The organism is uncultured Shimia sp. (assembly GCF_947493595.1).
In the GTDB taxonomy this organism is placed as follows: Bacteria; Pseudomonadota; Alphaproteobacteria; order Rhodobacterales; family Rhodobacteraceae; genus Shimia.
The window spans coordinates 294,490-307,896 of the sequence record NZ_CANLRL010000002.1; the positions used below are offsets into that span (position 1 = coordinate 294,490).

14 protein-coding genes are annotated in these 13,407 nt (G+C 53.8%); 10 read left to right on the forward strand and 4 right to left on the reverse strand.

Annotation, left to right across the window (positions count from 1 at the left end):
* The 5 genes from mnmE to Q0955_RS07030 all read left to right on the forward strand — a co-directional run bounded on the left by mnmE (window position 1) and on the right by Q0955_RS07030 (window position 5,516).
* Window positions 1-1,299 (forward strand): tRNA uridine-5-carboxymethylaminomethyl(34) synthesis GTPase MnmE, encoded by a 1,299-nt coding sequence (gene mnmE / locus Q0955_RS07010; protein WP_299421776.1) that lies wholly within the window; start codon window positions 1-3, stop codon window positions 1,297-1,299.
* A 23-nt stretch (window positions 1,300-1,322) separates the two neighbouring features.
* On the forward strand, window positions 1,323-3,185 hold the full coding sequence (gene mnmG, locus Q0955_RS07015; RefSeq protein ID WP_299421778.1) for a tRNA uridine-5-carboxymethylaminomethyl(34) synthesis enzyme MnmG: 1,863 nt from the start codon (window positions 1,323-1,325) through the stop codon (window positions 3,183-3,185).
* 65 nt (window positions 3,186-3,250) lie between these two features.
* On the forward strand, window positions 3,251-3,823 hold the full coding sequence (rsmG, locus tag Q0955_RS07020; protein ID WP_299421780.1) for a 16S rRNA (guanine(527)-N(7))-methyltransferase RsmG: 573 nt from the start codon (window positions 3,251-3,253) through the stop codon (window positions 3,821-3,823).
* Complete coding sequence (locus tag Q0955_RS07025) at window positions 3,801-4,610, forward strand: ParA family protein (RefSeq protein WP_299421782.1); 810 nt, start codon at window positions 3,801-3,803, stop codon at window positions 4,608-4,610. Before rsmG ends, Q0955_RS07025 begins: the two co-directional genes overlap by 23 nt.
* 12 nt (window positions 4,611-4,622) lie before the next feature.
* A complete protein-coding gene (locus Q0955_RS07030; protein WP_299421785.1) occupies window positions 4,623-5,516 on the forward strand; it encodes a ParB/RepB/Spo0J family partition protein in 894 nt (297 codons plus the stop codon).
* Here Q0955_RS07030 and Q0955_RS07035 read toward each other — a convergent pair.
* From Q0955_RS07035 to rph, 4 genes are read right to left on the reverse strand one after another with little or no spacing between them, the layout of a single operon-like run.
* Window positions 5,506-5,859: a YbaN family protein gene (locus Q0955_RS07035; RefSeq protein ID WP_299421786.1), complete on the reverse strand. Its 354-nt coding sequence runs from the start codon at window positions 5,857-5,859 to the stop codon at window positions 5,506-5,508. The genes Q0955_RS07030 and Q0955_RS07035 overlap by 11 nt on opposite strands.
* Entirely contained in the window at window positions 5,860-7,017 is a 1,158-nt protein-coding gene (hemW, locus tag Q0955_RS07040; RefSeq protein WP_299423206.1) for a radical SAM family heme chaperone HemW, read from the reverse strand. It abuts the gene before it with no gap.
* Window positions 7,010-7,621, reverse strand: coding sequence for an RdgB/HAM1 family non-canonical purine NTP pyrophosphatase (gene rdgB / locus Q0955_RS07045; RefSeq protein ID WP_299421789.1), 612 nt, complete (start codon window positions 7,619-7,621; stop codon window positions 7,010-7,012). Before rdgB ends, hemW begins: the two co-directional genes overlap by 8 nt.
* Window positions 7,618-8,331: a ribonuclease PH gene (gene rph, locus Q0955_RS07050; RefSeq protein WP_299421792.1), complete on the reverse strand. Its 714-nt coding sequence runs from the start codon at window positions 8,329-8,331 to the stop codon at window positions 7,618-7,620. The genes rdgB and rph overlap by 4 nt, the downstream gene beginning before the upstream one ends.
* Before the next feature lie 116 nt (window positions 8,332-8,447).
* Between rph and hrcA the strand changes: the two genes are divergently transcribed.
* From hrcA to Q0955_RS07075, 5 genes are all read left to right on the forward strand, one after another.
* The gene (gene hrcA / locus Q0955_RS07055; protein ID WP_299421795.1) at window positions 8,448-9,512 is read left to right on the forward strand and encodes a heat-inducible transcriptional repressor HrcA; all 1,065 of its coding nucleotides are present in this window, start codon (window positions 8,448-8,450) and stop codon (window positions 9,510-9,512) included.
* A 9-nt stretch (window positions 9,513-9,521) separates the two neighbouring features.
* Complete coding sequence (locus tag Q0955_RS07060) at window positions 9,522-10,082, forward strand: nucleotide exchange factor GrpE (protein WP_299421799.1); 561 nt, start codon at window positions 9,522-9,524, stop codon at window positions 10,080-10,082.
* 12 nt (window positions 10,083-10,094) lie between these two features.
* On the forward strand, window positions 10,095-11,189 hold the full coding sequence (locus Q0955_RS07065; RefSeq protein ID WP_299421802.1) for a YgcG family protein: 1,095 nt from the start codon (window positions 10,095-10,097) through the stop codon (window positions 11,187-11,189).
* 116 nt (window positions 11,190-11,305) lie between these two features.
* Window positions 11,306-12,634 carry a UDP-glucose/GDP-mannose dehydrogenase family protein gene (locus Q0955_RS07070; protein WP_299421805.1) on the forward strand — a complete coding sequence of 443 codons (1,329 nt, stop codon included), beginning with the start codon at window positions 11,306-11,308 and terminating at the stop codon, window positions 12,632-12,634.
* A complete protein-coding gene (locus Q0955_RS07075; RefSeq protein ID WP_299421807.1) occupies window positions 12,609-13,220 on the forward strand; it encodes an NUDIX hydrolase in 612 nt (203 codons plus the stop codon). Before Q0955_RS07070 ends, Q0955_RS07075 begins: the two co-directional genes overlap by 26 nt.
* Window positions 13,221-13,407: the final 187 nt, after the last annotated feature.

Below are 13,407 nucleotides of genomic sequence, written 5' to 3' on the forward strand. Positions count from 1 at the left end.
ATGGCCTATGTGGCTGACACAATTTTCGCTCTTGCAACGGCCCCCGGTAAAGCGGGGGTCGCTGTCGTTCGTGTATCCGGAACACGCGTGATTGAAACGGGCAGAGCGCTTTTTGGTGATCTGCCAAAACCGCGATTTGCAGCCCTCAAATTGCTGAAAGACAGGGAAGGTCGACGACTGGATCAGGCTTTGGTACTTCATTTTGAGGCAGGCAGCAGCTTCACTGGCGAAGAGGTTCTAGAGCTACACCTGCACGGCTCCACTGCCGTGGTGAATGCCGTCCTGCGTGAACTCTCCGAAATGGAAGGCTTGCGTTTGGCGGAATCGGGTGAGTTCACCCGCCGCGCTTTGGAAAACGGTTGTCTCGATCTGGCGCAGGTTGAAGGTCTGGCGGATTTGATTGATGCTGAGACTGAAGCTCAACGGCGCCAAGCCTTGCGTGTTCTGTCGGGGGATCTCGGAAATCTCGCTGGAAAATGGCGCACTGATCTGATCCGAGCCGCGGCTTTGATCGAAGCCACCATCGACTTTGCCGATGAAGATGTGCCTGTCGATGTCACGCCGGAGGTTACGGAACTTCTCTCTGGGGTTCGTAGTGAACTCGACAAAGAAATCGCAGGTGTTGATACCGCGGAACGCATCCGTACAGGGTTTGAAGTTGCCATCCTTGGCGCGCCCAATGTTGGCAAATCTACATTGCTGAACGCATTGGCTGGTCGCGAAGCTGCAATTACGTCGGAATATGCCGGCACCACACGCGATGTGATCGAAGTGCGTATGGAGCTGAACGGGTTACCAGTCACTTTGCTCGACACCGCAGGCCTGCGCGAAACTGACGATCACGTCGAAGGCATCGGCATCCAACGCGCCCGAGAGCGGGCTGAGGCGGCTGACCTTCGCGTGTTTCTAAAGACAGATGAGGAAGAGCCGGACTTTACCCCACTTCCAAACGATGTGATCCGTGCTGCCAAGGCGGACATGCTTTCCGATCCGAAAAATGCAATTTCCGGAAAAACCGGGTTTGGCGTTTCTGAACTTGTGGCTGAGATCACCGAGAAACTCTCGGAACAGGCGGGGCGTTCCGGTGTGGCCACCCGCGAACGGCACCGTATAGCTATGAAACGCGCATCGGAATCCTTGGATGCGGCCCGCGCCGTTCTCGCTTTGGGTCCGGATCACTATGATATCGGCGCGGAAGAACTGCGGACTGCGATTCGCGCCCTTGATTCCATCGTTGGCCATGTTGATGTAGAGAACCTGCTGGACGAAATCTTTTCGAGCTTTTGTATCGGAAAGTGATTCAAATTTGAGGAGTGTTTCACGTGAAACATTTTGACGTCATTGTTGTTGGGGGCGGGCACGCTGGCACAGACGCTGCGGCGGCTTCGGCACGTATGGGCGCGTCGACCGCGCTTGTGACCCTTAAGAAATCCGGCATTGGCGTTATGTCCTGCAACCCGGCCATTGGCGGCTTGGGAAAAGGCCACCTCGTGCGCGAAGTGGATGCCTTAGATGGCGTGATGGGCCGTATTGCGGACAAGGCTGGGATTCAGTTCCGCTTGCTCAATCGTCGCAAAGGTCCAGCAGTCCAAGGTCCCCGTGCGCAATCTGATCGAAAGATCTACCGCACCGAGATGCTGGCAGAAATAGAAGGGACGCAGAACCTGACGGTGATTGAGGGCGAAGCCATTGATTTTCGCATGGAAGGGCAGGCAGTCCGCGGCATCATTTTGGCTGACGGGTCTGAGATCGCCGCGCATGCCGTTGTTCTGACCACTGGGACATTCCTACGCGGTGTCATCCATATTGGCGATGTCTCGCATTCCGGTGGCCGCATGGGGGACAACGCCTCGGTAAAGCTTGCAGAACGTATTGATAGTTTCGAGTTGCCTTTGGGCCGCCTAAAAACCGGCACTCCGCCACGCTTAAATGGCAAAACCATAAAATGGGATCTGCTGGACAACCAACCCGGTGATGACGAGCCTGTGATGTTCTCCTTCTTGAATAAGAGACCATCTGCACGTCAGGTTGCCTGCGGTATCACACATACAAATGCCAAAACCCATGACATCATTCGCGATAACCTGGCGCGGTCAGCGATGTATGGTGGGCATATCGATGGGGTTGGGCCCCGCTATTGTCCGTCCATTGAAGACAAGATTGTGCGGTTTGCTGACAAAGACTCACATCAAGTGTTTTTGGAACCCGAAGGACTGGATGACGACACGGTCTATCCCAACGGGATTTCGACCTCGCTGCCCGTCGATGTCCAGGAAGCATATGTGCGTTCCATTTATGGGTTGGAAGATATTGAGATATTGCAGCCTGGTTACGCAATTGAATATGACTACGTTGACCCACGCGCTTTGAATGCAGAGTTAGGTGTAAAAAACGTACCGGGTCTCTATTTGGCCGGTCAGATTAACGGCACAACTGGATATGAAGAGGCGGCAGCGCAAGGTCTGGTTGCGGGCTTAAACGCAGCGTTGTCCGCGAAAGGCAAAGATCCACATCACTTCAGCCGTTCTGACAGCTATATTGGCGTCATGGTGGATGATCTGATCACCCGTGGTGTGACGGAACCTTATCGGATGTTCACCTCCCGCGCAGAGTTCCGTTTGTCTTTGCGGGCTGACAACGCCGACCAACGGCTGACCCCAATTGGACTGGATCTTGGATTGATTGGAGAAGCGCGAAAAGCGGCGTTTGGGACAAAATCGGAAAAGCTAACTGCCGGAAAATCTCTGTTGAATGAAAAGGGATTCACACCCAAAGAAATCAATGCTGCTGGGATCGCGGTGAATCAGGATGGCAATCGTAGATCGGCGTTTCAAGTTCTGGCGTTCCCGGAGGTCGGATTTAGCGATCTGATCCCGTTGGATGATCGGTTTGCGGGTGTTGAACCGGAAATTCGAGAGCAACTGGGTCGAGATGCGCTGTATGCAAATTACATCGAGCGGCAAAAGCGCGACGTAGAAGCCATGCGCCGGGATGAGACACAGATCATTCCGTCGGATTTTGACTTTGATGTGATTGAAGGGCTCAGCACAGAATTAAAAACAAAGTTGAACGCCGTGCGTCCGTCCAACTTGGGGCAAGCGGGCCGAATTGATGGGATGACTCCCGCAGCTTTAACGTTGCTCCTTGCCAAGTTGCGCCAGGCAAAAAAGGCGAAGTCTGCGTAATGTCTTGCCCTGACCATATCGAATCCAAGTTGAACGTTTCACGTGAAACATTGACTCGCCTTGAAATGCTCGCGGATCTGCTGGTGAAATGGAACCCGCGTATCAACCTGGTGTCCAAGTCCACGCTCAACGACCTCTGGTCGCGGCATATCCTGGATTCGATTCAAGTTTTACGTTGTGCGCCCCAAAATGTCGGCCATTGGGTGGATATCGGCAGTGGCGGCGGCTTCCCAGGCTTGGTTGTGGCGCTGATGGCCGCAGAGCCGGAAGCTCCGAAAAAGGTCACGTTGATCGAGAGTGACCAGCGTAAATGCGCGTTTTTGCGCACTGTTCTGCGCGAAACCGGCGTGAAAGCGTCTGTTGTGACCGAACGCATTGAGCGTGCCGTGCCGCAGGAAGCGGATGTGTTGTCAGCACGGGCTTTGGCCGATCTCACACTGCTGTGTGAATTTGCGGAACGTCATTTGCAGACCACCGGCACCGCCGTGTTTCCAAAAGGAGCCCGTTGGCAAAAAGAGCTGCAATCCGCACAGAAATCGTGGTCATTTGATTACGAAGTGGTAAAAAGTATCACGGACCCAGAAGCGGTCATTCTGAAGATCGGAGAGCTCAATCGTGTCGGATCCCACACGCCCTGAAGGGCCCAAAATCATTGCAGTGGCCAACCAAAAAGGCGGCGTGGGCAAAACCACAACGACAATTAACCTCGCAGCAGCGCTGGCTGAAGAAGGGCATAAAGTGCTTTTGGTGGACCTAGACCCCCAAGGCAATGCTTCCACCGGCCTTGGTGTCGATGTTGAGGACCGCACCCACACCACATACGATCTTCTGACGGGGGATGTGGAGTTGGAGGATGTGATCCAAGCCACAGATTCGTCAAACATGTCGATTGTCCCAGCAACCGTAGATCTCAGCTCGGCCGACATCGAGCTGATGTCCAATGAAAAACGCAGCTTTTTGCTGCATGACGCCCTGCGCCAGACGGCAATGGACAAATATGACTTGGATTACATCCTCATTGACTGCCCGCCATCGCTGAACCTGTTGACAGTAAATGCGATGATTGCAGCGCATTCTGTGCTTATTCCGCTGCAAAGTGAGTTTTTCGCGTTGGAAGGCCTGTCTCAGCTCATGTTGACTGTGCGTGAGGTGCGCCAAACTGCAAATGCGGGGCTGCGGATCGAAGGTATTGTCCTCACAATGTTTGATGCCCGCAACAACCTGTCGCAACAGGTGGAGCAAGACGCGCGGGATAACCTTGGTGATCTGGTGTTTGAAACCAAAATTCCGCGCAATGTCCGGGTGTCTGAGGCACCGTCTTTTGCACAGGCTGTCCTGGATTACGACACGACCTCCAAAGGCGCGGAAGCCTATCGCGCATTGGCCAAAGAACTGCTCGCCAAAAATTTCAAGATCGCCGCTTAAAGGAGGCCCATAATGGCAGACAAGAAAAAACAGCGTGGTCTTGGCCGCGGTCTCAGCGCTCTCATGGCGGATGTGACGGAAGATACATCTCGACCAGACGCAGGCGCGGCGCCGCGTCGCGCGGATCTTGTTGTGCCGATTGAGCGTATTGAGCCCAACCCGGATCAGCCACGGCGTGATTTTACGCCGGAACAACTCGACGATCTTGCAAACTCCATTCGTGAGAAAGGGGTGATTCAACCTCTTATCGTGCGCAAGAAGCCTGGCGATCGCTATGAAATTGTCGCCGGTGAACGCCGCTGGCGGGCGTCCCAAATGGCACAACTGCACGAGCTGCCGGTTATTGTACGCGAGTATGATGATACCGAGGTGCTCGAAATTGCGATCATCGAAAACATCCAACGGGCCGATCTGAACCCAGTCGAAGAGGCAATGGGCTACCGCCAGCTGATGCAGAAGTTTGGCCATACGCAGGAAAAGGTATCTGAGGCGCTTGGTAAAAGCCGGAGCCACATTGCCAACTTGATGCGTCTGCTCAATCTGCCGGATGATGTGCAGGTTATGTTGCGTGAAGGTCACCTGTCGGCCGGTCATGCTCGCGCCCTGGTGACCACAGACAACGCATCTGAGTTGGCTCGTAAAGTGGTGAAGGACGGTTTGTCGGTACGGCAGACGGAAAAACTGGCGAAAAAAACAGGCTCTCTCGTCGAACAAAATAAAAAATCTCGACCAAAGACCCATAAGGACGCCGACACAGTCGCGCTAGAAGGCGATCTTTCGGCCAATTTGGGCATGAAAGTTTCCGTAGATCACGTTTCCGGCGGAGAAAACGGAAAAATTACTATTACTTATCAAACCCTTGATGAGTTGGATGAATTGTGCCGAGTTTTGTCGTCTACGAATTAGGCCGCGTCCAGATGAAAAAAAGTACCGCGCTCAAAACCACCATTTGAATGACAATCACGGTGGTTTTGACGCCAACCAGCAGCGAAATTCCAAAAACCCCAACAATGGACAGCGTAGCTGCCTTTTTGGCTGATGGTCGAATTGCGCCGTTGCTGTTCCAGTCTTCAATCATGGGGCCAAAGGTTTTGTGAGATAAAAGCCAGCTGTGCAGCCGTTCAGAAGAGCGGGCAAAGCAGAAAGCGGCGAGAAGCAGAAACGGCACGGTTGGAAGGAGGGGGAGGACAACGCCAATCAGGGCCAGCGCTACACAGGTCAGTCCACAGATCAGCCAAAGTACGCGCATTTAGTCCACCAATAGTTCTGACAAAACCGAGTTAAGTACCATCCGCCCTTGCGGCAAGACGCGCAATCTTGATTTTTTGATTTCAATCATGCCGATGTCTTGCAGGGTGTCGACACGTGTCCCTTCAAGCGGTTTTCCCGCCAACGCTTCATAACGGGACAGATCAACCCCTTCGCTCAATCTTAGTCCCATCAGCAACAATTCAGTTGCTTGCCCTTCTTGCGAAACGGCTTCTCGCAGGTTTTCTCCATTGCCGGCCTCCGCCGCTTCCAACCATTTGGTTGGGTTTCGCCAGTTTTCGATGGCGTGCCGCTGGCCGTTGAGGGTCAACCGAGCATGGGCTCCAGGGCCAATCCCGGCATAATCCCCATAGCGCCAATAGATTTGGTTGTGGCGTGATTCAGAGCCTATTGCGGCGTAATTTGACACTTCGTAAGGCAGCATCCCGACTTCGGCGCAGATGTCCTGCGTGACTTCATACATGTCTGCCGCGAGATCGTCTTCCGGCAGGCCACGCAGTTTGCCACGATTGTATCGGTCGCCAAAGGCAGTGCCTTGCTCAACCGTCAGTTGGTAGAGAGACAGATGGTCAATCGCCATGGAAAGCGCTTCGCGCAGTTCGGATTGCCAATCATTCAGCGTTTGGTCTTGGCGCGCGTAAATCAGATCAAAACTCACGCGATCAAAGGTTTTTCGCGCAATTTCAAATGCCTGCTTGGCCTCAGAAACCGAGTGAATTCGCCCCAATCGTTGCAGGTCTCGGTCATTGAGCGCCTGGATGCCCATTGATATCCGGTTCACGCCCCCGTCGCGATAGGCGACAAATCGGCCAGCTTCTACCGATCCGGGGTTCGCTTCCAGCGTGATTTCCATGTCATTGGATGTGGGCCAAAGCTTGCGTACATGTTCCAAGATGGCCGCAACCACTTCTGGATCCATCAAACTTGGCGTGCCGCCGCCGAAGAAAATGGTGTTCAAAACCCGACCGGAGGTTTCTGCAGCGACCCGATCCAACTCGCTCAAATAGGCTCTAAGCCAGCGGAGTTGATCAATTTCACGGCTTACATGACTGTTGAAATCGCAATAGGGGCATTTGGCCTGACAAAACGGCCAATGAATATACAGGCCAAAGCCCCCGTTTTGCCAATCCTCAGCCAAAACAGCCCGCCACAAAAGCTTGCAGCGCGCGGCCACGGTGGCTGATTTGGTTCTTTTCTTCTTTTGGCATCTCGGCGCAGGTCACGTCATAGCTGTCTGGCATGAACATAGGGTCATAGCCAAACCCACCTTTACCTCGGATCGGCCAAACCAACTCTCCAGGCATGACACCTTCAAACACCTCGTCGTGTCCGTCAGGCCACGCCAAAACCAGCGTGCAGCGGAACTGCGCAGAACGCGGTGCACCCGGGCCTTTGGCGGTAATTTCGTCATTGGCGCGGGTCATGGCCCGCATGAAGTCGCGGCCATTGTCGGTCTCCGCCCAATCCGCGGTGTAAACACCTGGCGCGCCGTCCAGCGCGTCAATGGTGATACCGCTGTCATCGGACAGGGCAGGGAGCCCAGTTGCCTTGGCCGCCGCATGTGCTTTGATACGGGCGTTGCCGACAAATGTGTCTTCGGTTTCGTCCGGCTCCGGCAGATCCATATCGCCAGCCCCCACCACGGACACTCCGTGTGGGGCCAAGATCTCGGTGATCTCGGCCAGTTTGCCCGCGTTGTGAGTGGCGACCAATAAGCGGTCGCCTTCAAATTTACGGGTCATGCGGAGGCTGCCAGTTGTGCTTTAACCAACTCCGCCACGCCTTTTTCCGCCAGATCCAGCAGTTCATTCATCTGCGCACGGGAATAGGTGGAGCCTTCAGCAGACATCTGTGTTTCGATCATCTGACCATTGGCCAACATGATGAAGTTACCATCCACACCCGCTTCGCTGTCTTCCGGGTAATCCAGATCGAGTACAGGCTGACCGGCGTAAATGCCGCAAGACACAGCAGCCACAGGAGAAATCAGCGGATCAGTTGTTACGTCCCCGGCTTTCATTAGCGTGTTCACCGCCAAACGCAGCGCAACCCAGCCACCGGTGATCGATGCACAGCGTGTGCCGCCGTCAGCCTGGATCACGTCACAGTCCACAGTGATCTGGCGCTCTCCCAAAGCCACACGATCAACGCCGGCACGCAGAGAACGGCCAATCAAGCGTTGAATTTCCACGGTGCGACCACCTTGCTTGCCCGCAGTCGCCTCGCGACGCATGCGCGAAGAGGTGGAACGCGGCAGCATGCCGTATTCTGCGGTCACCCAACCCAGGCCAGAGCCCTTGATAAACGGTGGCACGCGCGCTTCCAAAGATGCGGTGCACAAAACGTGGGTGTCGCCCATTTTGATCAAACAGGAGCCTTCGGCGTGTTTGGTCACATTGGTTTCAATCGAGACTTCACGCATTTCGTTAAGCTGACGGCCGGAAGGGCGCATGGCAAATATCCTTTGTTAGGTTTGGGCTGGGGATAACCGCGGGATAAGGTTGTGCGCAACCCCGATTGACCTTTGCCTGTGAGGCTATTTTATTAAGGAGACAAAGGCACGGGCGAATGACAGACAGCAGCAAAATTCTCGAAGAAATGAATGACCGCAGCCGCGAGGTGTTCCGCCGCGTGGTTGAGGGGTATTTGGAGACCGGTGATCCGGTCGGATCGCGCACCCTAACACGCTCTCTGTCTGAAAAGGTAAGTGCGGCAACCATCCGTAATGTGATGCAGGATCTGGAGTATCTTGGTCTCTTGGATAGCCCGCACGTCTCCGCCGGACGTATTCCAACACAGCAAGGCCTGCGCATGTTTGTGGATGGTTTGTTGGAAGTTGGTGATCTTGACCAAGGGGATCGTCAAAAAATTGACGCGACGCTTGGCGACACAGGTGCCGATGTGGGCAATATGCTGGATCGCGTGTCTACTGCGCTGTCGGGAGTCACACAGGGCGCATCGCTTGTACTGGCCCCAAAACATGAAGCCCCAATCAAGCATATCGAGTTTGTCAGCCTTGGTGCCGAACGTGCCTTGGTGGTGCTGGTTTTTGCAGATGGTCATGTGGAAAACCGTCTGTTCACACCTCCAGTTGGCCAAACACCCAGCTCAATGCGAGAAGCGGCAAATTTCCTCAATGCGGTTGCCGAAGGGCGCACCTTGAGCGAGTTGGGCACTGCCGTTCAGGAAGAGATCAAAAAACGCCGTCAGGAGATCGACAGCCTGGCGGCTGACATGGTTGAAAACGGGCTCGCGCTTTGGGCTGATGAGGGTGGACAGCAAGAGCGTTTGATTGTGCGCGGTCGGTCGAATCTGCTGGGCACAGATGAGGAAGAACAGGATCTCGAGCGCATCCGTACGTTGTTTGATGACCTCGAACGTAAACGAGACATTGCTGATTTTCTTGAATTGGCGGAGCAGGGCGACGGTGTGCGCATTTTTATTGGCTCTGAGAACAAACTTTTTTCACTTTCGGGTTCCTCTTTGGTGGTGTCTCCCTATATGAACGCTGATCGTAAGATCGTGGGTGCTGTCGGGGTTATTGGACCCAAGCGCCTGAACTATGGACGCATCGTGCCGATTGTGGATTACACGGCACAGCTGGTCGGGAAGTTGATCACCGACCGCGGTTAGAGGTGACAAATGGCTGAGCCGAAAGAAAACGAGTTTCTGGACGACATCGCAGATGCCGAGGCCGAAGAATTTGCTCAAAGCTTGGATGAGCTGGATGACGAGGCCATCGAAATTGATGAGCTGCGCGCCGAACGTGACGAGCTGAAAGACCGCTGGATGCGTGCGTTGGCAGATGCCGAAAACGCCCGCAAACGTGGCGACAAAGCCCGTCGTGAGGCGGAGCAATACGGCGGCTCTAAACTGGCGCGTGATATGCTGCCCGTGTTTGACAACATGAAACGTGCGGTTGAAACCATCACCGATGAGCAGAAAGAAGCTTCCGCTGCGTTGATCGAAGGCATCGAGCTGACTATGCGTGAGCTGCTGAAAACCTTCTCCAAACACGGCATCGAAGTTGTTTCGCCTGAGGTGGGCGACAAGTTTGATCCAAATGTACATGAAGCCATGTTCGAAGCACCGGTCCCAGGCACCAAATCTGGTGAGATCATTCAAGTCTCGGCCCAGGGCTTCATGTTGCATGACCGCCTTCTGCGGCCCGCACAAGTGGGCGTGAGCTCGAACCCGGGCTAAACAGACGACAAAATGCTTGCTACAAAGCTCCCGAAGTTTTCGGGAGCTTTTCTTTTGCACATTTTTCTAAAAGTATTTTTTGCGATTTCCATAGCGGTGACACCCGCCTGGGCAGTGACTTACCCAGAGCGGGCGGATCGGTTTTTGAACGATTTTGCGGATGTCCTGACGCTTAATCAGGAGGCAGAAATCAGAGCCAAATTGGTGGAAGTCCATCGCAACAACGACATTGAATTTACGGTCCTTACCATCAATAGTCTGCAAGATTATGGACACGACGGCAAAATTGAACCCTACGCTACGGCATTATTCAACACATGGGGTGTAGGGGACGCGTCTAGAAACGACGGCGTATTGATGCTGGTTGCGGTCTCAGATCGTGTCATTCGCATCGAAGTAGGGGCAGGCTATGGCCTCGAACTCAATACACCTATGCAGCTAATCATCGACAGGACAATCTTACCCCGGTTTCGTGAAAGAGACATGCCCGAGGGCATCAGCGCGGGGGTTTCAGACGTAATTGACGAGGTTACCGGTCGCAATCGCCGGGCACGGGAAGCTGCCGAGCTTGCTGCGGAAACCGTGCCTGTTCAACCCAGTATTTTTGAGAGGATTCCTGGGTGGCTATATGGAGTTTTCACTGCAATCCTTGGTGCTGGCGGGGTCTTTCTCCGCCGTTGGCTTCGACACCGCCCACGGATCTGTCCCAACGACAGTTCCAAAATGGAGCGCATGTTGGAAGAGTGGGATGATCAGCATCTGCAACCGGGACAAATCACTGAAGAGAGGCTCAAAAGCGTCGATTATGATGTGTGGAAATGCATGCGCTGTGACCACATGACCATTGAGGCCTATAAAGGCTGGTTTTCGCGTTATAGCGCCTGCCGCTCGTGTGGATACAAGACAGTCGAGTCAGACAGCACCATCCTAGAAAGCGCAACGCGCCATTCAACGGGGTTGAAACGTGTCGACTACAGCTGCCTGCATTGTCAGGACACCTGGAGCCTGCGCAAAATTATCCCACGCATATCGTCAAGTTCGTCGTCCTCTGGCGGGTCGTCCAGTGGCGGAAGTTCGTCTGGAGGCGGTGCATCCGGCAGTTGGTGACATTGATCCACAGGACTGCCTTTCTGAGGAAATTGAGCAGGTGTTGCTTCGTTGACAGGCTTTGCTGTCGCGCCCATTAACGGACCACCACGGGCAGGGAAAAAAGGGTGGCACAAATGAAAATTGTGATGATCGGCACGGGGTATGTTGGATTGGTTTCCGGTGTCTGTTTCTCCGACTTTGGACATGAAGTTGTCTGCGTTGATAAGGACCCCGTCAAAATCGAAAAGCTTGTGCGCGGCGAAGTCCCGATTTACGAGCCGGGCTTGCAGACACTGATGGAAAAAAACGTTGAAGCTGGGCGGCTTAGCTTCACACTTGATCTAACTAAGGCCATGGATGGCGCCCAAGCGGTCTTTATCGCCGTTGGGACACCAACCCGTCGAGGGGACGGCCATGCAGATTTAACATATGTGATGGCGGCAGCTGAAGAAATTGCCCGTACCGCCCAGGATTATGTAGTGATTGTCACCAAATCCACGGTGCCCGTTGGCACCAATCGACAGGTCAAGAAAACGGTGCGCAAAGCCAATCCGGAGCTTGACTTTGATGTGGCTAGCAATCCGGAGTTCCTGCGAGAAGGCGCCGCCATAGAGGATTTTATGAAGCCAGACCGAGTGGTGATTGGTGTGCATAATGACCGCGCAGGCGAAGTGATGAATGACATTTACCGCCCCCTCTACTTGCGGGATTTTCCAATTGTTTCGACAGATTTGGAAAGCGCGGAGGTGATCAAATACGCCGCCAATGCCTTCTTGGCCACCAAGATCACCTTTATCAATGAAATTGCCGCTTTGTGTGAGCGGGTTGGTGCGGATGTGAAGCAAGTTTCTAAAGGCATGGGCATGGACGGGCGCATCGGGAACAAGTTTCTGCATGCAGGCCCTGGCTACGGTGGCTCCTGCTTCCCTAAGGATACCAAAGCTTTGGCCCGCATTGGTCAGGACAACGCGGTTCCAATGCAGATCACAGAAACTGTCATTCAAGTGAATGAGGAAACGAAGCGCCGCATGATCGATAAGGTGCTTGATTTGTGTGGTGGCAGTTTCAATGGTAAAACCATTGGTGTATTGGGTGTGACCTTTAAGCCAAACACAGATGACATGCGGGATGCGCCAAGTTTGACACTAATCCCGGCAATGGTTGGTGGCGGCGCCAAGGTGTGCGTCACAGATCCGCAAGGGCGCCATGAAGGCGAAGCACTCTTGCCTGGCGTGATCTGGGTGGACGATGCTTACAAAGCGGCGCAAAACGCTGATGTCTTGGTGATCATGACTGAGTGGAATGAGTTCCGGGCTTTGAATTTGAAAAAGATTGCTCGCAAAATGACAACCCCGTGCCTTGCAGACTTACGCAACATCTATTCAGTGCGGGATGCCAAGCGGGCTGGATTTCAAGCATATGCCAGCATAGGCCGCGTTGGATTTTCATCGGTGGACGAATAACCGCCTGCATGGTTTAGAAACCTTGTTTCCAGAAAGGCATCCTCACATGACTTGGAAAACACTATCGACAAAAAGTCTACTCAATCGGCCGCCCTTTTTGGAAGTGCAGCAGGAACAAGTGGAGATCAGACCGGGTCATGTGGTGGATGACTTCTATCAGATCCGTTTGATGGATTTTGCAGTTGTCATTCCCTTTTTGAACGATGGGCGTGTCGAAATGATCCGTCAGTACAAACATGGCCCGGCCCGCGAAGTTCTTGGTTTTCCGGCTGGGCATGTGGATTCAGGAGAGGATCCTGAAGCCGCCGCGCGGCGTGAGCTCTTGGAAGAAACCGGGTTGCAAGCCGATACGTTGGTGCATTTGGGCTCGTTTGTGGATCACGGTAATCAACGTGTGTGCCACGGGCATTACTTTGTTGCGCCGCATTGCCGTCGTGTCACAGAGCCCAACCCAGGTGACTTAGAAGATTTTGCATATGAAGCGCTTACACCAGCTCAAATTGAAACAGCTATTCGGTCTGGCGAGGTTGGCGTGATGCACCACGTGGCGGCCTGGGGCCTGTGGAAAATACAATGCTCAGCCTAAATTGAGCGGAAATCAGTTAGTTCACAACCTACCTGATGCAGGACAATTTCCGGGTGGCCAGCATTCACGCGTAGCGATGTTGTCACACTAAAGGACAACTCGGCTTACAGCCTGTGGAAAACTGTGTGGAAAAGAGTGCAATCCGTGGCCACATCCGCTATAAAGCCTCAAAGAGGCAAGGCGGCTT